Origin of the sequence: Pseudomonas gingeri (assembly GCF_013385635.1) — a bacterium.
Lineage (GTDB): Bacteria > Pseudomonadota > Gammaproteobacteria > Pseudomonadales > Pseudomonadaceae > Aquipseudomonas > Aquipseudomonas gingeri_A.
Genome location: NZ_JACAPR010000011.1, coordinates 263,472 through 286,543 on the forward strand (window position 1 = coordinate 263,472; position 23,072 = coordinate 286,543).

Consider the following 23,072-nt stretch of genomic DNA (forward strand, 5'->3'; position numbering starts at 1 on the left):
TCTTGTCGCGTCGCAGGTGTTATCCGTGCATTCAGGCAGGAGGGGACAGATGGCGACCGCCGCGGAAATCAAGAGCGCCCGGCAACGGGAAGCGATAGAGGTACGTCGCAATCGCGGTAAAACCGGCCTGATGTCGTTCGTGCACAAAACCTATCCCGGCCCCGGTGGCGCCACGGTGTCCATCGGCACCGAGGCGGGGGACAGCAAGTCCGACCTGAAACTCAAGGCCATCGACACCGCCCTGGAACTGCTGGCGGCCAAGGGTTTTACCTTGCCGACGCTGGAGTTCCAGTCCACCGCCGCCGCCGGCGTGCCTTGCGTGGCCTATATGGGCGATGCCGGCGGCAACAGCCAGTACACCATCTTCATGGGCCCCAAGACCGGCGAGCACAATCCGCAGATTCTGCAGAACGGCGTGCCGGGCGGGCTCGGCAAGGACGGTCCGCGAGGTCTCGCCGACCAGGTCTATGACGGCACGCAACGCTGGTTCGGCAACCCGCGCATGCACAACCACGCCGCCACGGTGGTGATCCACGAAATCGGCCATGTGCTCCATGAGATAGCGGCGGGCCCGCTGTTCTGGGATTTCAAGCTCGGACGCCAGGACACCGCGACCACCTCCGGCGTGGTCAGCAAGGGCTGCGATGTGAGCCTGTACGCCACCAACAACGCCCTCGAATTTGTCGCGGAAACCTTTGCCGGCTGCATGTCGGGCAAATCCTATAGCGAGTCGGTCATGGCGTTCTATCGCTCCGTCGGCGGCCCGTTTCCACCCTCGGGCAGTTTTTCATGAGCACCACTCAAGCCAATCGCGACATATCGGTCACCAGCGTGCTGGGCGCCGATACCTTGCTGTTCCGCCGCATGCGTGCCACCGAAGCGCTGTCCGAGCTCAGCGAGTACAACCTCGACCTCTACAGCGAGCGAGCCGACCTGCGGATCGACGATGTGCTGGCAACGCCGATGACTGTCGCGGTGGGCCTGCCCAAGGGCGGCAAGCGCTACTTCAATGGCATTGTCTCGCGCTTCGCCATGACCGGGCGCCAGGGGCGTTTCGCCACGTACCAGGTGACCCTGCGCCCCTGGCTGTGGTTCCTGACCCTGGCCTCCGATTGCCGGATCTTCCAGGACCAGAGTGTGCCGGACATCCTCAAGGCGGTGTTCGCCCCGTACACCATTGCCGATGTCGACACCTCGGGCCTGAGCGCCAGCTACCCGACGCTGACCTATTGCGTGCAGTACCGCGAGACCGACTTCAATTTCGTCAGCCGGCTGATGGAGCAGGAGGGCATCTACTACTTCTTCAAGAGCGCCAACGGCCGCCACACCCTGATCCTCGCCGACTCCTACGGCGCCCACGAACCGGCGCCCGGTTACGCCCAGGTGCGTTATATGCCCGGCGAAGACCAGACCATGCGCGAGAGCGAAGTGATCTATGACTGGCGCATGAGCGGCGAGGTCGAGCCCGGCGCCTATTCGCTGCAGGACTTCGACTTCGAGAAACCCTCGGCCAACCTGCTGGTCAAGTCGACCCAGGTGCGCAACTACGCCCAATCCAGGCATGAGCGCTATGACTATCCGGGGCGCTACACCGAGCGCAAGCAGGGCGAGACCTACGCCCGCAGCCTGATCGAGTCCTTTCACACCAGCTACCAGCGGGTGCATGGCGAGACCCGCGCGCGGGGCCTGTTTCCGGGGGCGCTGCTGACCCTCACCGAACATCCGCGCAGCGACCAGAACGGCCAGGTGCTGATCCTTGATGCCACCTATGTGCTGTCCTCGGACACCTATGAACCGACCCGGCCCACCGATCCCGAGCCGATCCTCACCTGTGTGTTCACCGCGCTGTCCAGGCAGCAGGAGTTCCGCCCGGCCTGTCGCGCACGCAAGCCGCTGGTCCAGGGCCCGCAGACGGCCATGGTGGTGGGCAAGAAGGGCGAGGAAATCTGGACCGACCAGTACGGCCGGATCAAGGTGCAGTTCCACTGGGATCGCCTCGGCCAGGACGACGAAAGCAGTTCCTGCTGGGTCCGCGTGGCCCAGGGTTGGGCCGGCAAACGCTGGGGCAGCCTGTTCACGCCACGGATCGGCCAGGAGGTGATCGTCAGTTTCCTCGAAGGCGATCCCGACCAGCCGCTGGTCACCGGCAGTGTCTACAACGCCGAGACCATGCCGCCCTACGGGTTGCCGGAACACGCCACGCGCTCGACGATCAAGAGCAATTCGTCGAAGGGCGGGGGCGGTTACAACGAGCTGCGCTTCGAAGACAGGAAGGGCGCCGAGCAGGTGTTCCTGCATGCCCAGAAAGACCTCGACCAGCGCATCGAAAAGGACTCGCTGGCGTGGGTCGGCGCCGACAGCCACAGCATCGTCAACAAGCACCTGCGCGAGCATGTCGGCGGCGACCGGCATTCGTCGGTGGGCGGCGATCGCAACGAGAAGGCCGGCGGCAGCCTGTCGATGGCCGCGACGCAGAACATGATTCTTGAAAGCGGCCTCAAGTGCGGCCTGAGCGGCGGTGTCGATGTGCTGATCAAGGCCGGGATGAACGTGGTCATCGAGGCCGGGGCGAGCATCACCCTCAAGGCCGGGGCGGCTTTTCTCACCGTCGGCCCGGCGATGATCGTCGCCTCGACCATTCCCATTCCCTTGCCCCAGGCCTCGACGGCGGCGAATGCCATGGCGATTGCCGCCACCACCGGCCCGGCCGGCATGCCGCTGCCGCCCAAGGAGGCCGACGATGGCTCGCAATAACCCTTTCAAGGCCCTCGCCAGGAGTCGCACATGCCTTTGATCCTTCAGGTCACCCGCTACCGTAACCAGCCGCCGGCGGTCGATCTTTCCTGTGTCTTCAGCGCCGAGGGCGGGGTGATCGGCCGTGCGGTCGGCAGCGATCTGGAACTCGAGGATCCGGGCAAGTACATCTCCCGCGCCCATGCCCGGATCCATCAGCGGTCGGGGCTCTACTACCTTACCGACACCGGCAGCAACCCGAGCATCGTCAACGACCGGCCCCTGGGCAACGGGCGTGAGGCGGCGCTGGAGAATGGCGACCGGATCGTTATCGGCGACTACCAGATCGTGGTGGCGGTGTACCCGGATGTCGAAGCCCAGGTCGAGGACCCGAGCGAGACCCTGAACATGCCGCCGCCGTTCGTACCGCCACCCGTGGCGGTCCCGGCGCCATTGCCGCCGCTGGAAGTCTCGCCGCCACTGCCGCGCCAGTCCGAGGCGCCGCCAGCGACGGTGCACGATGCCCTGGCGGATCCGCGTGTCCTGGGTTCACTGCTCGATGTCGGCGTGCCGTTTGCCGACCCGCTGGGCCTGAGCCTGTTCGACGATGGTCAGATGGCCTTGCCGAGCCTTGGCGGTCCGCGCCGGGAGGCCTTGATGCCGGCTTTCCGGGGTGCCGAGAGCGATCATCTGGCGCCGCAGTTCCAGGCCTTTACGCTGCCGCCGCGCGTGGTGCCGGTCGAGCCTGTGCTGCCGCCGGCCGATGAACCGGTCGCCACCGTGCAGATGATCCCGGCCGGTTACGATCCGCTGACTGACCTGCTGCAGCCGCTGGTCAGCCCGGCACCGGCACCGACACCGCGGCCGATGCCGTTGTCGGCGGTGCTGGTGCCTCCCGCCGAGCCGCAGCAGGCGCCGGAAGATATCTGGCGAGTCGCGGAGCCGGAGGTCGTCGCGCCGCTGGTCGAGCCGCTGGGAGCAGCGCAACCGGCGCTGAAACCGACAGCACCGACGACCACCGATGATGCCGTGCTGCAGGCCCTGCTCAATGGCCTCGGCCTGCCCAACCTGCGTTCCGACCGCGCTCCGGCGGAGCTGGCGCAACTGGTCGGGGCAATGCTGCGCGAGGCCATCGGCGGGACCATGGACGTGCTCATGGCACGGGCCCTGACCAAGCGCGAAAGCCATATCGACATGACCATGATCGGCGCGCACTCGAACAACCCGCTGAAGTTCTTTCCCGATCCCGACAGCGCCCTGACCCAGATGCTCAGCGCCGATGCACCGGCCTACCTGAAACCGGTGAAGGCCCTCGACGGCGCCTTCGACGACCTCAAGGCCCACGAACTGGCGGTGATCGCGGGCATGCGCGCGGCACTGGGCGCGGTGGTCAAGCGCTTCGCCCCGCATCGTATCGAACAACGCCTGGCCACCCCCGGACGCCTCGACCGGTTGCTGCCGGGCAGCCGCAAGGCGCGGCTATGGGACCGCCTGGTGGAGTCCTATGGCGACCTGGCACGGGATGCCGACGAAGACCTGCAACGGCTGTTCGGCGAGATGTTCTCGGTGGCCTATGAAGAACAGGTCGCGCGGTTGCGGGACAAGCCTTGATGACACTCGCTGGCAGTTGTGTCGTCCATGAGGGCCTCTTTGCGGGCAAGCCCGCTCCCACAATGGTCCGAGTTGCTCATCGCTTGATGACATGACGCAGTTCCTGTGGGAGCCGGCTTGCCCGCGAAGACGGCATGACAGGCACCGCAGTATTAACAGATCGCCCTACTTAATTTGCCTCAGCGAGACCCCCTTTATGTCCTGGAACAACAAAGTCGTCTGGTCGGAAGGCATGCTGCTGCAACCCCAGCACCTGCAACAGCACGATCGTTTCCTGCAGACCCAGCTCGAAGCCAGGGTACGCGCCTTGCGTCCTTACTCCTGGGGCTTCTCGCGGCTGGAGATCGACCAGCAGCAACTGGCCCTGGGCAAGCTCTCGCTGCTGTCCTACAGCGCTGTGCTGCCCGATGGTACGCCCGCCGGCCTGCCGTTCGAGGACGAGGCGCCGTTGCCGCTGGATATCCCCGCCGACGCCCGCGACCTGACGGTGGTGCTGGCCTTGCCGGCGGCCCGTCCCGGCGTCCCCGAGGTCGATGACCGGCCCGGCTTCGAAAACTTCGCCCGCCATCGCAGCAGCGAATATGAAGCCTGGGACAGCAACGGCCTGGACAACAGCGCACTGATGAGTATCGGCAAGCTGCGCCTGCGCCTGGCCTTCGAGCACGATGTCGCCGATGCCTATAGCTGCATCGGCGTGGCGCGGATCGTCGAGCGCCGGGCCGACAACCGGGTGGTGCTCGACCGTGACTATTGCCCGCCGTGCCTGGACGTCCGGGTCGCGCCGCTGCTGGGCAGTTTCCTCGACGAATTGCTCGGCCTGCTGCAACAGCGCAGCGATGCCCTGGCTTCGCGCCTGACCCAGCCGGACGGCAGCGGCGCAGCCGAGATCGCCGACTTCCTCCTGTTGCAGGTGCTCAACCGCAGCCTGCCGCTGGTGCGCCACCTGGCGAGCATGACCGGGCTGCACCCGCAAACCCTGTATCGCGACCTGGCGGCACTGGCCGGCGAACTGGCGACCTTTACCCAGGAAGACAAGCGCGCAGTGGCCTACCCGGTGTATCGCCACGATGCGCTGGCCGAGACTTTCAGCCCGCTGATGGTCGACCTGCGGCGTTCACTGTCGGCGGTGCTCGATGCGCGGGCGATTGCCATTGCCCTGGAAGAGCGTCAGTACGGCATCCGCGTGGCGGTGCTGCCGGACCAGGAACTGCTGCGCTCGGCGACCTTCGTGCTCGCGGTGCGTGCGCAGATGTCCGCCGAAGCGGTGCGCAATGGCTTTCCGCCACAGGTCAAGATCGGCTCGGTGGAGAAGATCCGCGACCTGGTCAACCTGCAACTGCCGGGCATCGGCCTGCGCCCGCTGCCGGTGGCGCCACGGCAGTTGCCGTTCCATGCCGGCTTCACCTATTTCGAACTCGACCGCGCCAGCGACTACTGGCAGCAATTGAGCAACTCCGCGGGCTTCGCGATGCATGTGGCCGGCGTGTTCCCCGGACTGGACATGCAGTTCTGGGCTATCCGACTCTAAGCGCAGGTAAGTGAACGTGAACCACAACGACACCTTCGATGCGGAACAGGACCCGGACCGCACGCTGTTGATCCCGACGCCGGGCGGTCGTCGCCCGGCGCCTGCGCCGGCTGCCGTCCAGCCGCCGCTTGCCGCGCAACCGGCGCCGAGGACGGCCACGACCGTGGTGGTCAACGGCAAGGGCCTCAACCCGCTGGTACGGGCGGCGAACCCGTTGCTCGACCTGGTGGTGCCGCTACGGTTGATGACCTCGGCGCCGGATATGGAGAGTTTGCGCCAGCGCCTGATCCAGGCGATCCAGGCCTTCGAGGGCCAGGCGCGGACCAGCCAGATTCCCGCCGAAACCGTGGCTGCTTCGCGTTATGCGCTGTGCACCCTGGTGGACGAGACGATTTCCAGCACGCCCTGGGGGGCGGGCGTGTGGAACAGCCGCAGCCTGCTGGTGACCTTCCATAACGAGGCCTGGGGCGGCGAGAAATTCTTCCTGATCCTGCAACGGCTCAGCCAGGACCCGCGCACCCATATCGACGTGCTGGAGTTGTTGTACCTGTGCATGGCATTAGGCCTGGAAGGACGTTATCGGGTGCTCGACCGTGGTCTGGACCAGTTGACCACCTTGCGTGAACGCCTGTTGCGATTGATCCAGCAGCAGCGCGGTGCCCAGGAGCAGGACCTGTCGCTGCGCTGGCGCGGCGCCGAAACGGTGCAACCGTCGATGTTGCGGCTGGTGCCCTGGTGGGTGCTGGCTGCGGTGGCGGCAGTGTTGCTGCTGACCTTGCAGATGACCTACAGCTGGCTGCTCAACCGCGCCTCCGATCCGGTGTTCGCGCAGATGGGCGCGATTCGCGTGGCCTCGCCCTTGCGCGCGCCGGCAGCGCCGACACCGGCGCCGGTGCGTTTGTCCGGGTTCCTCGCCGCCGAGGTGGCCCAGGGGTTGGTCAGCGTCAAGGACAGCGCCGATCGGTCGGTGGTCACCCTGCGTGGCGATGGCGTGTTTGCTTCCGGCAGCGCCGAAGTGTCGAGCAACTTCGACGACCTGCTGGCGCGCATCGGCGATGCGCTGAAAACCGTGCCGGGGGATGTGGTGGTGGTCGGGCATACCGACAACCTGCGGCCATCGCTGTCTTCGCGCTTCGCCTCGAACTTCGACCTGTCCACGGCACGGGCCAAGACCGTGGCACGGCTGCTGGCCGAGCGCACCGGTGCGCCGGAGCGTTATCGCAGCGAGGGCCGTGGCGAAACCGAGCCGCTGGTGGCCAACGACTCGGCGGCCAACCGCGCACGTAACCGGCGGGTGGATATCACCGTGCTGATTCCGGCCCAGGGGCAGTAACAAGCCAGCCCTTTCTTTTTCAAGTATGCGGATATTTATGAAGCGATATTTTCTCTGGCTGGTGAAACCGTGGTTTCTGTCCCTGCTCGGGGTGCTGCTGCTGTCGCTGCTGGTCTGGTACGAAGGCCCGCTGCTGGCGTTCAACGGCCATGAGCCGCTGGCCCCCGAAGCCTGGCGCTGGCGGCTGATCCTGTTGTTGCTGCTGCTCTGGGCCGGTTACTTCGCCTGGAAGCTGTTCCAGGCCTGGCAGGCCAACCGGGTGTTGATGGCCGGTGTCGGCGGGCAGGACCAGACCCAGGCCATTGCCAGCACGGGGGCGCGCGAATCCGAAGCCGAGGTGGCCGTGCTGGGCGAACGCATGCGTGCGGCGATGGCGGTGCTGCGCAAGGCCAATCCCGGCTGGAAAATGAGCGGTCAATATCTCTACCAGTTGCCCTGGTACATGTTTGTCGGCGCACCGGGCAGTGGCAAGACCACCGCACTGACCCATTCCGGCCTGCAGTTTCCCCTCAGCGACGCCCTCGGTGCCGGGGCCATCGGCGGGGTCGGCGGTACCCGACACTGCGACTGGTGGTTTACCGATGAGGCAGTGCTGCTCGACACCGCCGGGCGCTTCACCACCCAGGACAGCCATGGCGAAGTCGACAAGGCGGCCTGGCTCGGCTTCCTCGACCTGCTGAAAAAACACCGGCGACGGCGCCCGGTCAATGGCGTGATCGTCGCCCTGAGTGTCAGTGACCTGCTGCAACAGGGCGAGGCCCAGCGTCAGGTCCAGGCCCTGGCGATCCGCGCGCGGATCAACGAATTGCACGAACGTCTCGGCCTGCGTTTTCCGGTCTACGTGATCATCACCAAATGCGACCTGATGGCCGGCTTCTCCGAGTTCTTCGAAAGCTTCGGGCGCGAGGAACGTTCCCAGGTCTGGGGCGTGACCTTCCCCCTGGCCCAAGCCGGCCAGGGCGGTCAGCCCGATACCGCGCTGGCGGCGTTTCCGGCGGAGTTCGATGTCCTTGAGCGACAACTGCATGTGCGCCTGCTGGAGCGGGTGCAGCAGGAGCGCGATCTGTCGCGACGGGCGCTGCTCTACAGCTTTCCGCAGCAGTTCGCCGGAATCGGCGAGGGCCTGACGCGGTTTCTCAATACCGTGTTCGAGTCCAATCGCTACCAGGAACCGGCACTGCTGCGCGGGGTGTACTTCACCAGCGGCACCCAGGAAGGCAGTCCCATCGACCGAGTGCTGGCGTCCCTCGCGGCGTCGTTCGGCCTCAGCCGCAAGGTCCTGCCGCCGAATGCCGCCAGCGGCCGCAGCTACTTCATCACCCGCCTGATGCGCGAGGTGATCTTCAAGGAAGCCGGCCTGGCCGGGGTCAATCCACGGGAAGAACGCCGTCGACGCTTGTTCGAACGGGGCGGCCTGGCGCTGGCCGGGGTGCTGGTGGTGTTGCTGGGCATGTGCATGACCATCAGCTACAACCGCAACCAGGACTTTATCGACACCTCATTGCTGCGTACCCATGAGGTCGGGCAACTGGCCCATGATCTGCCCGGCGAGGGCAATGTGTTGGTGACCCTGGCGTTGCTGAATGCCGCCCGTGACCTGCCGGCGGGATTCGCTGCCCGCGACCAGGGCGTGCCGTTGCTCAATCGCATGGGCCTGTACCAGGGCGACAAGCTTGGCGTGGGCGCGGTCAACCTGTACCGGCGCCTGCTGCGCGGCACGCTGTTGCCGCAGATCGTCGCCAATATGGAAAGCGCGCTGCGCCGGGGCGATACCAGCAACCAGGATTTTCTCTACGAGACCTTGCGTGCCTACCTGATGCTCGGCGAGCGGCAGTATTTCGATGCCGCCTCGGTGCAGGCCTGGGTTGATCTCGATTGGCGCCGTGACCTGCCCCAGGCCACGGAAGAGCAGCGCCAGCAACTGTCGGCTCATGTCAGCGCCTTGCTCGATGCCAACGACGAGGAGGCCGAGCCGGTGCAACTGGACACCGCGCTGGTGGCCAAGGTGCGCCTGGCGCTGGCGAGCATGCCGCTGTCCCAACGGATCTATAACCGTCTCAAGCGCCAGGTGGCCGAGGGCAATCTGCCGGAGCCGAGTGTCAGCGGCGCGGTGGGGCGCGATGTCTCGCCGGTGTTCAAGCGCCAGAGCGGGGCGCCGCTGTCCCGCGGTGTCAGCGGGGTCTACAGCATCGCCGGCTACCGGCTGCTGGCGAGCAAAAGTGCGGCGGCGGTGGCCGACATGGCCAAGGACAGCTGGGTGCTGGATCGCCAGGAATCGCTGACGACCCAGGGCGACAGCCCATCGATGAATGCGGCGGTACTGCAACTCTACTACGCCGACTATATCCGCCAGTGGGATGCCTACCTGGACGATGTGCGGCTGGTGCCGCTGACCAGCCTCGACCAGGCGGCGCGGGTGACCAATGCCCTTGGCGCCGGCGATTCGCCGCTGCGCCAGTGGCTGCAGGCGGTGGCCCGGGAAACCACCCTTGATGGCGTGTTGAATGCGCCGCTCAAGGACCGCCTCGGTGCGGCGTTGCCCAGCGGCCGGCTGGCGGACGCGAAGAAAAAGCTCGAGTCGGTGCTTGGTCAGGGAGATGCCCCGGCCGCAGCCGATCCGGGCGGCAATCCGGTGGACCTGCATTTCGCCGCGCTGCACAAGCTGGTGGGCGATGGCGGCAGCGGGCCGATAGACGAGGTGGTGGCCTCGATGAAGGACGCCGCGCAGTATTTCGACAGCGCCGACAGCGCCCGTCGCAGCGGTGCACCGGCGCCTTCGGGGGAAGTGCTGACCCGTCTCAAGCGCGCCGGCGATGTACAGCCTGCGCCGGTTTCGGCGTTGCTGCGGGATGTCGAGTCGGGGGGCAATGCGCTGACCTTGGGTAACGAGCGGGCCCGTCTGAATGCCCTGTGGGAAGCCTCCGGCGCGCCATTCTGCCGTGATGCGATTGCCGGTCGTTATCCGCTGGTGCGCGGTTCGAGCCGGGATGCCACCGCCGACGACTTCGGCAAGTTCTTCGCTCCTGGCGGCATCATGGACGACTTCTTCAGCAAGAACCTGCAGGCCTATGTCGACATGAGCGGCAGCCAGTGGCGCTGGCGTGCCACCAGCGCGGCGACCCTGAGCATTCCCCAGGACGTGCTCAACCAGTTCCAGCGCGGCGCGCGCCTGCGCGACATGTTCTTTGTCGCCGGGGCCCACCAGCCCTCGCTGCATTTCGACCTGAAGGCGGTGAGTGCCGACCCGGCGCTGAGCAAGGTCACCCTCGATATCGACGGTCAGCCGGTGGTGTTCGACGTGACCACGCCGTCCAACTTCACCCCGATTGTCCTGCCCAGCGGCAAGGGCGGCGATCTGGTGCGCTTTGACGCGATACCACCGCTCAACAGCCTGCTGCGCGCCGACGGCCCCTGGGCCTGGCTGCATCTGGTGGACAAGGGGGTGCTGGAGAGCGAGCAGGGCGAGAACTACCGCCTGACCTTCAGTCTGGATGGGCGCAAGGTGGTCTATGAGTTGCGCGCCAGCAGCGTGATCAATCCGTTCCGTCGCGATGCGCTGGAGCAGTTCCGCTGCCCGGCCAGCTTGTAGGGGCGAGGGCATGGAGCAGAACACCCATGTCGCCGGATTCTTCGGCAAGGTCATGAGCCATGGCGATTTTGTGATGCGGCGCTTGCCCGCCGGCTTCCTGCGTGAATGGGACAACTGGTTGCAGGCGGGCTTGCAACACAGCCGCGAGCGCCTCGGCGAGCAGTGGCTGGCGGTGTACCTGTGCAGCCCGGTGTGGCGCTTTGCGCTGTCCGCCGGGGTCTGTGGCGAGCAGGCCTGGTGCGGGGTGATGATTCCCAGCCTGGATCGGGTGGGGCGTTATTTCCCGTTGACCCTGGCCGCCAGTGCGCCGCCGGCGCCGTTGTTGCAACGCCTGGAGTTCGACGGTGACTGGTATGGGCAACTGGAACGGTTGGCGCTGTCGTCGCTGGCCGACGGCTTTTCCCTGGAGCGCTTCGATGCCCAGGTCGATTGCCTGGCGCCGTTGTCTCCCGCGATGGGCGTGCTGCCGCAGGAGGGCGGCTTTGCCTCACCGGCGGCGGCCTCCTGGCTGGATATCCCCGGACTGGATCGACTGGCCGAGGCGCTGCCCTGGTTACGGATCCAGATCGATGACGAGCGGCTGGCGGGGCATTGCCTGTTCTGGACCGAAGGCTCGCCGCAGCTGCCGCCGTCGCTTCTGGTCAGCGCCGGGTTGCCCTCGGCGATGACCTTTGCCGATATGCTCGATGGGCGGCACTACCGGGAGTAGGGTGGTTGGCTGTGCCGGCCTCTTCGCGGGCTTGCCCGCGAAGAGGCCCGAACAATCACCGCCACGCTTCAATGTGCACACAGCGCCAGGAGCACTGTCACATTGTCCCGTCCGCCATAATCCCCGGCCAAAGTCACCAGGTACTGGCACACCGCATCCAGGGTCTGCGCCGTGGCCACCGCCAGCACATTGGCGATCTCCTGGTGCGGCACGCAACCATGCAGGCCATCGCTGCACAGCATCAGCAGGTCACCTGCCAGCACTTGCTGCGCACGGATCTGCGGTTCCACCCTGGGTGACGGCCCGATGGCCTGCAGCAACAGGTTGCGCGCCGGCAGACGATCGACCTTGCCCGCTTCCAGTGCCTGCTGATACCAGGTCTGGTCACGGGTCAGCAGCGCCAGTTCGCCTTCACGCCAGCGATACAACCGGCTGTCGCCAACATGAAAGACAATCATCGGCCCTTCGTCTTGCGGGCGCCAGAAGCCGGTGAGGGTGGTGCCCATGCCACTACCTTCGCTGCGCTGGCGGGCGACATTCTGCGCGTAGAGCCGGGCGTTGACGCACTCGATGGCGTCATGCAGCACGCCCACCGCGCGCATGTCCGGGTCGGACCAGGTGGCATCGGGGTCGACCGAAGTGGCTACTGTCGCCAGGGCATGGTCGTCGAGAAAGTCACGCAGGCTGTTGAGCGCACAGGCACTGGCCTGGGCACCGGCTTCATGGCCGCCCATGCCATCGGCCACCGCCAGCAGGCCGAGGCCGGTGTCGATGAGGAAATTGTCTTCGTTGCTGTCACGCACCGGGCCGACGTCGCTGACGCCATAGGCCACGGCGTTGGCCAGGCGATGCGGGCCACAGGTACCCAAGGGGGAATGTTGTGTCATGCCGGGGTCTCGAAGCTGCGCAGGAATTCACTGCGGTCGGATTCACGCTCGATGTGCTCTGCCAGCAGCACCAGGAAGGGTTGTCTGAGAAGGGTCACGCGACTGGCCCGGGTCACCACGATCCGGGCGATGGGGCCGATCAGCACCGCCAGCCGTTGCTGGGCGAGGGTGGCGAACGCCGGGTCGATCTCGACCTCGGGGCCGCTTTCAACGCTGACTTCAACGTTGATGTCGGCGCTGGCCTCGGAGACGGTCTGATGAGGGCTGGTCGGCTCGACCTGGTCGATGGGGGCGGGCACTGCGGTTGCCAGCGTGCCGGCTGTCGTGCCGATGCTGCCGATAGTGGTCACCGCCGAGGTCATGACGCTGTCCTCGACGACGGTGGCGGACAGGCGCTTGAACAACAATTCGGTGGCCGCGACAAACTGCTCGCGCCCACGTTCTGACGGGATATGCGGCAGCAACGCGCTGCGTACTGCCTCGAAGTCGTCAGCCTGGCTGATGCTCTTGCGCACCAGGAAACGTGCCAGTGGCCCGATCTGATGAGACAGCAGCGATTCCAGCTCGGGAATGGCCTCGCGTTTCCACGGCGTCAAGGTGTCCTGGCTTTCTTTGATCTGGCTCTCGCTGAGCGCCGACTGAGTGGCGCGAGCTTGGCTCACCGCAGGCGCGGCAGGCGGGATGTCGCTCAGGCTGGTCAGGCTTGGCCGGATCAACAGCGTGCGGTCGTCATCGATCAGCACCGGCGCCAGGCTGGAATTGGCCGACAGCGATTCCAGGTCGTCGAGAAATGCCTGGGCCGAGGCATAACGCTCGCTGGGGCGCTTCGCCAGGGCCTTGGCGATCACCCCGTCGAGGGCCGGGTCGAGGGCCAGGTTCAGGCTCGACGGTGCCACCGGCGTCTGGTTGAGGATCTGTTGCATGACCATGGTCGCCGAGCCGGAGAATGGCCGTTCGCCGGTCAGCAACTGATAGAGCAGGATGCCTGCGGAAAACACATCGGAACGGCCGTCGACCACATCACCGCAGAACTGCTCCGGCGACATGTAGCTCGGGGTGCCGATCATCGAGCCGGTCTGGGTCAGGGTCGAGGAGTCCAGGCGGGCGACGCCGAAATCGGTGACCTTGACCTGGGCATCGACGGTGATCAGCAGGTTGGCCGGCTTGATATCGCGATGCACCACGCCACGGGAGTGGGCGTAGTCCAGGGCCCGCAACAGCTGGCGCATCCAGCCCAGGGCATGGTTCAGCTCGCGCGGTTGCTGCGCCGCCAGCAGGGTGTTGAGCGGCGTGCCGTCGACAAACTCCATGGCGATATAGGCCGAGCCGTCGTCCTCGCCGTAGTCGTAGACCGCGACGATGTTGGGGTGCATCAGCCGGCCGGCGGCCTGGGCCTCGTTCTTGAAACGGCTGATCAGCTCGTGGTGATGGCTGTCGCCGAACAGTTCCTTGCGGATCGTCTTCAGGGCCACGGTCCGCGCGATATGCGGGTCGTAGGCCTTGTACACGGTACCCATGGCACCTTTGCCGAGGACACTGTCGATCCGGTACTTGCCGAGTTGTTCGATCATCGCAGCCTCCTGGCTATTCTTCGAGCATCTTCATCGCGCTGACCAGGCTGGTGCGCATCCGTCCGAAGGACTGGCCCAGGCGGGCCAGTTCGTCGTTGCCGCTGACATCGATTTCCGGCACATCGGTGTCGCCGAGGCTGACCCGGTCGGCCAGCGCCGACATCTGCCGCAGGCGGCGGGTGACGAACAGGTGGACCATCAGGTTGAGGGCGGCGAACAGCACGGCGAAGATCACCAGCATCGACAGCATGTAGCTGTGCAGCATCATGTTGGCGCGCTGGAAGGGCAGGGCCAGGGGTACGGTGACCACCTGGGCGCCGATGATATCGTTGAGTTTCCAGCCGAAACCGTTGACCGGACCATAGAGGTCGACCATGGTTTTCGGCGCTGCCTCGGGGGTGCTGTGGCAGGCCAGGCAGGCGCCGTCCTTGATCTGGATCGGCCGCGCGATATACAGCGACGGGCCCTTGGCGTCGGCCCGCTCGCCGACCAGTTCATCGGTCTGTGGTTCGCTGCGCAGCTTGTTGACCAGCTCGGTTTCCCAGGCGTTGGCCTGGTCGCGCTTGTTGGTCGGGTTGAGCGTGGCCTCCTTGTAGGAGTAGTCCGGGTAGGACTTGAGCAGGCTCTGCAGGTGCGTGATGGCGGCGAAGTCCGGCACCGATTGCGGCAGGAACTGGAACTTCAGGCGGTTCTCCAGCAACGGCACGATCTGTTCGGCGGTGTAGGTCGAGGCGGCGGTCGCCGATCCCATCAGCAGGCGCGCGGTCTCCAGGGTTTCCTTGCGCGCGCTCTGTTGCAACAGGTTGTTGGTGAAGACGCTGGTGGCGATAAAGCCGACCACGAAAACCGCAAGGAACACGACGTTGAATTTTACCGCGAGCGACAGTTTCATAGTGACCTTCGGGTGCTTTGAGCCATTGAGCGGGTGAAGCGGTTAGTGCAGGCGTTTGCGTTGTTCGAAACGGAACAGCTCCAGCTCCCAGTCCAGGCGGCCGCCGAGATGGGTCTTGATGTCCTGGCGGAAGGTCGCGTCGTTCAGGCGCGGGCCGAAGCGGTTGGCGAGCTGGTTCTGGTTGAGATTGAGGGGGCCGCTGAGCCAGGGCGCGATATCGTCGAAGGTCACTTCCCGTTCCTTTTTCAGGGCCGGTGAATTGCCGGATTTTTTCGCCTGCGGTACCAGCGGGTCGAGGAACGGCCGCGGCAGCGCATTGACGAAGGTCTCGGGCGGGCGTCCCACGGATTTCAGCGCGTCGTCGGTGTTCTGCACCGCGTAGGTCTCGCGGCTCAGGCTGAGGCTGTTGCCGGTGTGTCCGTGGCCGTCGCGTTCGCTGACCGACTGGGTACCGTCTTCGACAAACAGCTCGATCCTGCGGTTGCCGGCATGGATCACGCTGGCACTGTTGGTGACGGTGAACACCACGGTCCCGGCGTTGATCGCCAGGCCGTTGTGGCTCGGGTCGGCGGCCGGTTGCAGTTTCAGCCAGCCGCTGAGCAGGCTGATTTCGGTACGGTTACCGTCCCGGGCGAGCAACACCCGGGTGTCCGGACCGAGGGCGACGGTGGCGGCGGGCAGGCCTTCGATCTGCAGCACCGATGCCCCCGACTGGAGGATATCGCCGGCCTGCAGGCGGGTGCCGGCGGTAACGCTGTAGAGGGCCGTGGCGCGGATGATCCGCGCGGGTTTTTCCGCGAAGGAAATCACCCCGAGGGTCGGGGCCGCGGCCGTGGCGGCCCAGGACTGGGAGATCTGCAACAAGCCTGCAATCAACAAGACTACCGAGAGTTTCTTCACGTTCGTGCCATCTATGAAAGGATGAAAGCGCCTGCCGTTTGCGGCTTCGGGAGGGGATTTTTCGATATTTTTCGGCACTGTTCCAATTGAACAATCTCATGGAATAAAGCGTCGGGGCGGGGTGTTATCCCTGTGGTTCGCCGTCTCAAACCAGGCCGCGATCAATCCGTAAGGCCCGACTTTCCAGGAGACGTCATGTCCGGTGAGTGCAACAGGCAGTTCGACTACACGCGCAACTTCATCCGTCAGAATTTCATGACCACGGTGCGTTTTCCGGGAGCGGTTTCAGGCCTGACCACCTTCGACCTGAACAACAACCGCTTCGGCGGCAGCCTGTTCAAGCGCTCCAGCGGCATTCACGTGGTCACGCTGGATCGCGCCGGCGCCCACAGCAAGGGCACGCCGCTGATGGGCTACTGGGTGCCCCAGGGCGGTTACTGCGATATTCCGATTCGGCCCCGGGGCGCGGGCCTGGTCTTCACCCCGGACTTCAGCGGCTGCTCGATCCTGGTGGACCAGATCAGCCACGACCATTACCGGGTCTACCACGTGGAGGGCGGCGGTAATTATCTACAGACCCAGTACCTGAGCCAACCGCGCCACGGCCTGGGGCTGGCGGCGACCATGACCTTTCATGACTATGGCGATGCGGCCTATCCCCGTGGTTTCGCTTTTCTCAAGCATGAGGACGGGCGCTGGTGGATCTACTTCCAGCGTCAGAACGGCGTCGGCCTGAGTTTTGTCCGCAACAAGAAATTCCAGGCCGCCGGTGCCCAGACGGTGCGGGGTGGCGGCCGCATCCCGGTGGCCGACCTGATGCGCGAAGTGCCACGCCACGGCGCCAGTCACAGCGGCCAGGAACTGGCGGTGACACGCAATATCAAGGCGCAGAAGCGCATGTTGCCCAATGATGAGTTGTGGTGAGGCTCGGGGTCGGCGGGCATTGCTGTCGATTGCGCGCCACAGTTCGGGCCAGTGCGGTGGTGACTGTGCGCCAGCCCATTGGCCATGGCATTGCGCGACTCGGGTGAAGGTCCCGAGGCGCTCCCACAGGAGAAGCTGTTTCATTCAGCAATTCAACTGCCGCCTTCGGTACGGCCGCTGCTGACTTCCGCGGGCACGTCGTCGCCGGCCATGCGTTTGCGGAACAGGCCGGTACGAGCCAGCAGCAAGGTGGTCACCGGCACCGTGATCGACAGCAGGATCGGAATCAGCCAGGCATGAATCACCGGCTCCGACTTGAGCGCCGAAAAATACAGGATCGAGGCCAGCGCCACGCACCAGGCGCCGATGGTCGAGGCCAGAGCCGGCGGGTGCATGCGCTGGAAGAAGTCCTTCATGCGCAGCAGGCCGATGGCGCCGCACAGGCTGAACAGGCTGCTGAGTACCAGCAGCACGGCCACTGGAATCTCGATCCACAGGGACAGTTCGTTCATTCGATCACCTCGCCGCGCAGGAGGAATTTCGCCAGGGCAAAGGAGCCGACAAAGCCGAACAGGGCAATCAGCAGCGCCGCTTCGAAGTAGGTGTCGCTGGCGTAGCGGATGCCCAATACCAGCATCATCAGCATGGCGATGATGTACAGGTAGTCCAGGGCCAGGACCCGGTCCTGCGCCGAGGGACCCTTGAACAGGCGGACCACGGTCAGGACCAGGGCCACGCTGAAGATGAACAGGCTGAACAGGATCGCGTTGGCGAGCAGGGCGCTCATTCGAAGATCTCCATCAGGGGGCGTTCGTAGGTGGTCTTGAAGTGCCGGATAAACGCCACGTCTTCGTCCAGGTCGAACACATGCAACAGCAGGACGCTGCGGTCCAGTGCCAGCTCGGACCAGACCGTGCCGGGAATCACCGTGCAGATCATCGACAGTGCGGCCAGGCCGTTGGCATCGCGCAGGTCCAGCGGCACCTTGATAAAGGCCGAGCGTGGCGCACGCCGCCCGGCATTCAGCACACCCCAGCCCACGGCCAGGTTGGAGAGGATCACATCGAGGCCCACCCGCAGGAACAGGCGCAGGATCACCCACGGCCGGCGAATGCGGATCGGTAGCGGTCGCAGCGGCGCCATCATCAGCGGCGCACAGAAACCCAGGGCGGCGCCGAGCAACAGGTTGCCGGGACTGATCGACAGGTTCAGCACCAGCCACAACAGCCACAACGCCAGGGACAGCCAGGGGGCGGGGAACAGGCGTTTCATGGCTGCACCTCCAGCGCCGCGGCCTTGACTGGCGGGCTGGGAACGCTACGCGTCGCCAGCACCGCCATGACATAGTGCTCGGGGTTGTTGAGGCTGTCGGCGGCGGCCTGGGTGTAGCGCAACAGCGGTTCGGCCTTGACCGTCAGCAGGATGCACAGGCCGAGCAGGGCGACGATGGGCAGGCACTCGAAGCGCCGCAGCTTCGGCGACGGGCGATCCGCCGGGGTCCAGAAACGCTGCACGCCCATGCGCGAGAAGGCCACCAGCGAGGCCAGGCCGGACAGCACCAGCAGCGCCAGCAAGCCCCAGGCCGCCGGCGAGATCGGCGCCGCATGGCCCAACCCCAACGGGTTGAGCAGGGCGCTGAGCAGGCTCAGCTTGGCGATGAAGCCGGACAGCGGCGGCATCCCGATGATCAGCAGGGCGCAGGCGATAAAGCTCAGGCCGAGGAAGGCCATGGTCCAGGGGATCACCTGGCCGACCACGACGTTCTGTTCGTCGTCGAGGTTGGTACCGGGGCGCGGATGCAGGGATTCCAGCGGACGCGGCAGTGGGTCGATGTCCTCGTCCAGCGGCAGTTCATTGGCCGAACGCGAGCGTTCGATCAGCTCGGCCAGGAGGAACAGCGCACTCAATGCCAGGGTCGAGCTGACCAGGTAGAACAGCGCGCCCGCCGTCAGGTTCGGCTGGGCGAAGCCGACCGCCGACAGCAGGATGCCCGCCGACACCAGGATACTCAGACTGGCCATGCGCTCCAGGCGCTGGGCGGCGAGGATCGCCACGGCGGCGCAGGCGATGGTCGCCATACCGCCGTAGATCAGCCAGTCACCGCCGAAATACGCCGAGGCCCCGGCCTGGCCGGAGAACAGCAGGGTCCACAGCCGCAGCAGGGTATAGACGCCGACCTTGGTCATGATCGCGAACATTGCCGCCACCGGCGCACTGGCCGAGGAGTAGGCGGGCACCAGCCAGAAGTTCAGCGGCCACATCCCGGCCTTGGCCAGGAACGCCACGGCGAGAATCGCCGCGCCGGCATGCAGCAGGCCGCGATCGGCTTCGGGCACCAGAGGAATTTTCAGGGCCAGATCGGCCATGTTCAGGGTGCCGGTGACGCCATAGACCATCGCCGCGCCGATCAGGAACAGCGACGAGGCCAGCAGGTTGATCGCGATGTAGTGCAGGCCCGAGGATACCCGCGCGCGGCCGGAACCGTGCAGCATCAAGCCGTAGGAGGCCGCCAGCAGCACCTCGAAGAACACGAACAGGTTGAACAGGTCGGCGGTCAGGAAGGCGCCGTAGAGGCCCATCAGCTGGATCTGGAACAGCGCATGGAAGCTCGCGCCGGCGCGGTCCCAGCGGGCCATGGCGAACAGCAGGGCGCTGACGCCGATGATCCCGGTGAGCACCAGCATCAGCGCCGACAACCGGTCGGCCACCAGCACGATGCCGAACGGCGCCTGCCAGTTGCCCGGCAGGTACACGCCGATGGACGCCGGCTCCGAGGACTGCTGGGCGCCGATCAGCAACAGCACGGAAATGCCCAGGCCGAGCAGGCTCGATACCAGGTTGATGCGAGCCTTGAGCGGGCGGTGTTTCTCGCCGAGCATCAACATCACCGCCGCCGTCAGCAACGGCAGCAGGATGGGGGCGACGATCAGGTGCGGCATCAGGTTCATTCCTTGGGCTCCCGGCCGTCGACATGGTCAGTGCCGGTCAAGCCACGCGAGGCCAGCAGCACCACGAGGAACAGCGCGGTCATGGCGAAGCTGATGACAATCGCCGTCAACACCAGGGCCTGGGGCAGCGGGTCGGTGTAGTTGAGCAGGTCCTGGGGCACGCCGTCCTTGATGATCGGCTCCTTGCCGATAAACAGGCTGCCCATGCTGAAGATGAACAGGTTGACCCCATAGGACAGCAGGCACAGCCCCATCACCACCTGGAAGGTCCGCGGCCGCAGGATCAGCCAGACACCGGAGGCGGCGAGCACGCCGATGGCAATTGCAATGACTTCTTCCATCAGGCGGCTCCTGGCTCGGGTTGCGGCTGTGGCCTGGCTTGCGGCAGGGCCAGTTGACTTGGCCGATGGGCGCGGACCGACTGGTGCGCCAGGGCCGTGAGGATCAGCAGGGTCGAACCGACTACCACCGCGTACACGCCGATATCGAAGAACAGTGCGCTGGCGACGTGGATATCGCCCAGCAGCGGTAGGTGCAGGTGCGCGGTGTGGGTGGTCAGGAACGGGTAACCGAAGGCCATGGCCCCCAGTCCCGTGACCGTGGCGAACAGCAGGCCGGTGCCCATCCAGCGTAGCGGCCGCAGGCTCATCTGGGCCTCGACCCACTGGGTACCGGCGACCATGTATTGCAGAATGAACGCCACCGACATCACCAGGCCGGCGACAAAGCCGCCGCCGGGCTGGTTATGGCCGCGCATGAACAGGTACATCGAGACCATGAAGGCGATCGGCAGCAGCAGTCGCACCAGCACCGCCGGGACCATCATGAAGCCCAGTGCGGTGTCGCTGGCGCTGCGCGGGTTTACCAGGTCGGTGACCACGTCGCTGGCCAACTGGCGCTGCTGGTTGGGCAACTGCAGGCTTTCCTTGGGCGGACGGAAGCGGCGCAGCAGGGCGAAGATCGCCAGCGCCGTGGCCACCAATACGGTGATTTCGCCGAGGGTATCGAAGCCTCGGAAGTCCACCAGCATCACGTTGACCACGTTGCTGCCACCGCCTTCTGGCAGGGCGCGGCTGAGGTAGAACGAAGAGATATCGTTGGGTGTCTGGCGCGTCAGCATGGCGTAGGACAGCAACGCCATGCCGCCACCGACCAGGACCGACAGCAGCAAGTCGCGCAGGCGACGGATGCGCGCCTTGCGCAGGCTGTTGGGCAGCGGCGAGACTTCTTCGATCCGCCGTGGCAGCCAGCGCAGGCCGAGCAGGATCAGCACGGTGGTCACCACCTCGACCACCAGTTGGGTCAGGGCCAAGTCCGGCGCGGAGAACCAGACAAAGGTGATGCAGGTCATCAGGCCGCAGACACTGACCATGGTCAGGGCTGCCAGCCGGTGGTACTTGGCTTGCCAGGCGGCGCCCAGGGCGCAGGCGATCGCCAGCAGCCAGAGGGTGACGAAGACAATGGAGCCGGGGATCTTCGGCCGGTCGCCCCAGCTCAGGCTGCTGTGCAGCATCGGGATCATGCCGGCGACCACGGCGGCCAGCACCAGCACGAACAACTGCGGTTGCAGGCGCTGGGTGCTGATGCGGCGTTCCAGACGCCGGGCACAGCGCATCATGATCACCAGGCTGCGTTCGAACAGGCGCTTGCCGTTGAGACGGCCGACCAGCGGCGGCCGGCTGAAGCGGCCGCGCTTGAGCTGATTGCGCAGCAGCAGGTAGAGCAGCACACCGCCGGACATGGCGATCAGGCTCATGATCATCGGTGCGTTCAGGCCGTGCCAGATCGCCAGGCTGTACTCCGGCAGGGTCCCGCCCACCACCGGCAGGGCGGCGCTGGCGAGGATCGAGCCGACCACCTGGGCCGGGAAGATCCCCACCAGCAGGCAGGTGAACACCAGCAGTTCCACCGGCGCGCGCATCCAGCGCGGCGGCTCGTGGGGCGTGTGGGGCAGGTCGGTGGCTGGCGGGCCGAAGAACACATCGACGGTGAACCGCAGGGAATAGGCGACGCTGAAGGTCCCGGCAAGGGTGGCGATGACTGGCAGGGCCATCTCGACCCAGGCGGTGGAATTGATGAACACGGTTTCGGCGAAGAACATTTCCTTGGAGAGGAAACCGTTGAGCAGCGGTACGCCGGCCATCGAGGCGCTGGCGACCATGGCCAGGGTGGCGGTGAACGGGATCAGCTTGATCAGGCCGCTGAGCTTGCGGATATCGCGGGTGCCGCTTTCATGGTCGATGATGCCGGCGGCCATGAACAGCGAGGCCTTGAACGTCGCGTGGTTGAGGATATGGAACACCGCGGCTACGGCGGCCAGCGGGCTGTTCAGGCCCAGCAGCAGGGTGATCAGGCCCAGGTGGCTGATGGTCGAATAGGCCAGCAGGCCCTTGAGGTCGTTCTGGAACATGGCGCAGTAGGCGCCCAGCAGCAGGGTCGCGGCACCGGCGCCGCCGACGATCCAGAACCATTCCTCGCTGCCGGACAGTGACGGCCACAGCCTGGCGAGGAGAAACACTCCGGCCTTGACCATGGTCGCCGAGTGCAGGTAGGCCGAGACCGGGGTGGGCGCCGCCATCGCATGGGGCAGCCAGAAGTGGAAGGGAAACTGCGCGCTCTTGCTCAGGGCGCCGATCAGGATCAGGGGCAGCAAGACCGGGTACAGGGTGTGGGCACGGATCTGGTCGCCGGCTGCCAGCACGGCGTCCAGGTCATAGCTGCCGACCACATGGCCGAGGATCAGTACCCCCGCCAGCAGGCATAAGCCGCCGGCACCGGTGACCGTCAACGCCATGTAGGCGCCGCGGCGGGCGTCGGAGCGGTGGTGCCAGTAGCCGATCAGCAGGAACGAGAACAGGCTGGTCAGTTCCCAGAAAAACACGATCTGGATCAGGTTGCCCGACAGCACCAGGCCGAGCATCGCGCCCATGAACGCCAGGAAAAACGCGAAGAAACGCGGCACCGGGTCTTCCGGCGACATGTAGTAACGGGCGTACAGCGACACCAGCGTGCCGATGCCGAGCACCAGCATGGAGAACAGCCAGGCGAAGCCGTCCAGGCGCAGGACCAGGTTCAGGCCCAGGCTGGGCAGCCAGGTGATGGTCTCGTGGATCACGCCGCCATGGGCGATCTGCGGGTAGTACAAGGCCATCTGAATCGTGCCGACCAGGGCAACCACACCGGCCAGGATCGATTCACTGTTACGTGCGTTATGCGGCAGCAAGGCCGCCAGACAGCTGCCGACAAAAGGCAGAAGCAGTAGAACTATCAGGGACATAGGCTTCTAATCTGCAGGAGTTTGCGAAGGATCATACGTGGCCGGCCCTGGATCACCAACCCACAAGCTGTCGCAGAATCCTACAAGGTAGGTGGTAAATGCCTGATATGCATGGTCGAAATTGTCGACAGATGACTGATCGTTCCCACGCTCCGCGTGGGAATGCCTTT

At 65.6% G+C, this 23,072-nt stretch carries 18 protein-coding genes; 8 read left to right on the top strand and 10 right to left on the bottom strand.

Annotated elements, in window-relative coordinates:
* Positions 1-49 precede the first annotated feature (49 nt).
* The 7 genes from HX851_RS15200 to tagF all read left to right on the top strand — a co-directional run bounded on the left by HX851_RS15200 (position 50) and on the right by tagF (position 11,503).
* On the top strand, positions 50-793 hold the full coding sequence (locus tag HX851_RS15200) for a hypothetical protein (protein WP_177060923.1): 744 nt from the start codon (positions 50-52) through the stop codon (positions 791-793).
* A complete protein-coding gene (locus tag HX851_RS15205) occupies positions 790-2,754 on the top strand; it encodes a type VI secretion system Vgr family protein (RefSeq protein ID WP_177065930.1) in 1,965 nt (654 codons plus the stop codon). The genes HX851_RS15200 and HX851_RS15205 overlap by 4 nt, the downstream gene beginning before the upstream one ends.
* Before the next feature lie 30 nt (positions 2,755-2,784).
* Positions 2,785-4,344 (top strand): type VI secretion system-associated FHA domain protein TagH, encoded by a 1,560-nt coding sequence (gene tagH, locus HX851_RS15210; protein WP_177065928.1) that lies wholly within the window; start codon positions 2,785-2,787, stop codon positions 4,342-4,344.
* A 196-nt stretch (positions 4,345-4,540) separates the two neighbouring features.
* Positions 4,541-5,872: a type VI secretion system baseplate subunit TssK gene (tssK, locus tag HX851_RS15215; RefSeq protein ID WP_177060918.1), complete on the top strand. Its 1,332-nt coding sequence runs from the start codon at positions 4,541-4,543 to the stop codon at positions 5,870-5,872.
* A gap of 16 nt (positions 5,873-5,888) precedes the next feature.
* Positions 5,889-7,205 (top strand): DotU family type VI secretion system protein, encoded by a 1,317-nt coding sequence (locus HX851_RS15220; protein WP_177060916.1) that lies wholly within the window; start codon positions 5,889-5,891, stop codon positions 7,203-7,205.
* Between the two features lie 37 nt (positions 7,206-7,242).
* On the top strand, positions 7,243-10,794 hold the full coding sequence (gene tssM, locus HX851_RS15225) for a type VI secretion system membrane subunit TssM (protein ID WP_256262709.1): 3,552 nt from the start codon (positions 7,243-7,245) through the stop codon (positions 10,792-10,794).
* A 10-nt stretch (positions 10,795-10,804) separates the two neighbouring features.
* On the top strand, positions 10,805-11,503 hold the full coding sequence (tagF, locus tag HX851_RS15230) for a type VI secretion system-associated protein TagF (RefSeq protein WP_177060911.1): 699 nt from the start codon (positions 10,805-10,807) through the stop codon (positions 11,501-11,503).
* A gap of 68 nt (positions 11,504-11,571) precedes the next feature.
* Here tagF and HX851_RS15235 read toward each other — a convergent pair whose 3' ends face one another.
* From HX851_RS15235 to HX851_RS15250, 4 genes are read right to left on the bottom strand one after another with little or no spacing between them, the layout of a single operon-like run.
* A complete protein-coding gene (locus HX851_RS15235; RefSeq protein ID WP_177060909.1) occupies positions 11,572-12,390 on the bottom strand; it encodes a PP2C family protein-serine/threonine phosphatase in 819 nt (272 codons plus the stop codon).
* Entirely contained in the window at positions 12,387-13,961 is a 1,575-nt protein-coding gene (locus HX851_RS15240; protein WP_177065908.1) for a serine/threonine-protein kinase, read from the bottom strand. The genes HX851_RS15235 and HX851_RS15240 overlap by 4 nt, the downstream gene beginning before the upstream one ends.
* Before the next feature lie 13 nt (positions 13,962-13,974).
* Positions 13,975-14,853 carry a Tll0287-like and HAMP domain-containing protein gene (locus HX851_RS15245; protein ID WP_177060907.1) on the bottom strand — a complete coding sequence of 293 codons (879 nt, stop codon included), beginning with the start codon at positions 14,851-14,853 and terminating at the stop codon, positions 13,975-13,977.
* A 42-nt stretch (positions 14,854-14,895) separates the two neighbouring features.
* A complete protein-coding gene (locus HX851_RS15250) occupies positions 14,896-15,753 on the bottom strand; it encodes a FecR domain-containing protein (RefSeq protein ID WP_177065906.1) in 858 nt (285 codons plus the stop codon).
* A gap of 195 nt (positions 15,754-15,948) precedes the next feature.
* On the opposite strand from HX851_RS15250, the gene HX851_RS15255 reads away from it, so the two are divergent.
* Entirely contained in the window at positions 15,949-16,677 is a 729-nt protein-coding gene (locus HX851_RS15255) for a hypothetical protein (protein ID WP_177060905.1), read from the top strand.
* Between the two features lie 152 nt (positions 16,678-16,829).
* Here HX851_RS15255 and HX851_RS15260 read toward each other — a convergent pair whose 3' ends face one another.
* The 6 genes from HX851_RS15260 to HX851_RS15285 are packed head-to-tail and all read right to left on the bottom strand — an operon-like array spanning position 16,830 to position 22,902.
* Positions 16,830-17,189, bottom strand: coding sequence for a Na+/H+ antiporter subunit G (locus HX851_RS15260; protein WP_177060904.1), 360 nt, complete (start codon positions 17,187-17,189; stop codon positions 16,830-16,832).
* A complete protein-coding gene (locus tag HX851_RS15265) occupies positions 17,186-17,464 on the bottom strand; it encodes a K+/H+ antiporter subunit F (protein WP_017906427.1) in 279 nt (92 codons plus the stop codon). Before HX851_RS15265 ends, HX851_RS15260 begins: the two co-directional genes overlap by 4 nt.
* Complete coding sequence (locus HX851_RS15270; protein ID WP_177065904.1) at positions 17,461-17,949, bottom strand: Na+/H+ antiporter subunit E; 489 nt, start codon at positions 17,947-17,949, stop codon at positions 17,461-17,463. The genes HX851_RS15265 and HX851_RS15270 overlap by 4 nt, the downstream gene beginning before the upstream one ends.
* On the bottom strand, positions 17,946-19,625 hold the full coding sequence (locus HX851_RS15275) for a monovalent cation/H+ antiporter subunit D (protein ID WP_177060901.1): 1,680 nt from the start codon (positions 19,623-19,625) through the stop codon (positions 17,946-17,948). Before HX851_RS15275 ends, HX851_RS15270 begins: the two co-directional genes overlap by 4 nt.
* Positions 19,622-19,966, bottom strand: coding sequence for a Na+/H+ antiporter subunit C (locus tag HX851_RS15280; RefSeq protein ID WP_003192163.1), 345 nt, complete (start codon positions 19,964-19,966; stop codon positions 19,622-19,624). The genes HX851_RS15275 and HX851_RS15280 overlap by 4 nt, the downstream gene beginning before the upstream one ends.
* Positions 19,966-22,902 (bottom strand): monovalent cation/H+ antiporter subunit A, encoded by a 2,937-nt coding sequence (locus tag HX851_RS15285; protein WP_177065902.1) that lies wholly within the window; start codon positions 22,900-22,902, stop codon positions 19,966-19,968. Before HX851_RS15285 ends, HX851_RS15280 begins: the two co-directional genes overlap by 1 nt.
* Positions 22,903-23,072: the final 170 nt, after the last annotated feature.

Coding starts and splice junctions, on each gene's coding strand:
- HX851_RS15200 (WP_177060923.1), top strand. CDS start 50: ATGGCGACCGCCGCGGAAATCAAGAGCGCCCGGCAACGGGAAGCGATA.
- HX851_RS15205 (WP_177065930.1), top strand. CDS start 790: ATGAGCACCACTCAAGCCAATCGCGACATATCGGTCACCAGCGTGCTG.
- tagH (WP_177065928.1), top strand. CDS start 2,785: ATGCCTTTGATCCTTCAGGTCACCCGCTACCGTAACCAGCCGCCGGCG.
- tssK (WP_177060918.1), top strand. CDS start 4,541: ATGTCCTGGAACAACAAAGTCGTCTGGTCGGAAGGCATGCTGCTGCAA.
- tssM (WP_256262709.1), top strand. CDS start 7,243: ATGAAGCGATATTTTCTCTGGCTGGTGAAACCGTGGTTTCTGTCCCTG.
- tagF (WP_177060911.1), top strand. CDS start 10,805: ATGGAGCAGAACACCCATGTCGCCGGATTCTTCGGCAAGGTCATGAGC.
- HX851_RS15235 (WP_177060909.1), bottom strand. CDS start 12,390: ATGACACAACATTCCCCCTTGGGTACCTGTGGCCCGCATCGCCTGGCC.
- HX851_RS15240 (WP_177065908.1), bottom strand. CDS start 13,961: ATGATCGAACAACTCGGCAAGTACCGGATCGACAGTGTCCTCGGCAAA.
- HX851_RS15245 (WP_177060907.1), bottom strand. CDS start 14,853: ATGAAACTGTCGCTCGCGGTAAAATTCAACGTCGTGTTCCTTGCGGTT.
- HX851_RS15255 (WP_177060905.1), top strand. CDS start 15,949: ATGTCCGGTGAGTGCAACAGGCAGTTCGACTACACGCGCAACTTCATC.
- HX851_RS15260 (WP_177060904.1), bottom strand. CDS start 17,189: ATGAACGAACTGTCCCTGTGGATCGAGATTCCAGTGGCCGTGCTGCTG.
- HX851_RS15265 (WP_017906427.1), bottom strand. CDS start 17,464: ATGAGCGCCCTGCTCGCCAACGCGATCCTGTTCAGCCTGTTCATCTTC.
- HX851_RS15270 (WP_177065904.1), bottom strand. CDS start 17,949: ATGAAACGCCTGTTCCCCGCCCCCTGGCTGTCCCTGGCGTTGTGGCTG.
- HX851_RS15275 (WP_177060901.1), bottom strand. CDS start 19,625: ATGAACCTGATGCCGCACCTGATCGTCGCCCCCATCCTGCTGCCGTTG.
- HX851_RS15280 (WP_003192163.1), bottom strand. CDS start 19,966: ATGGAAGAAGTCATTGCAATTGCCATCGGCGTGCTCGCCGCCTCCGGT.
- HX851_RS15285 (WP_177065902.1), bottom strand. CDS start 22,902: ATGTCCCTGATAGTTCTACTGCTTCTGCCTTTTGTCGGCAGCTGTCTG.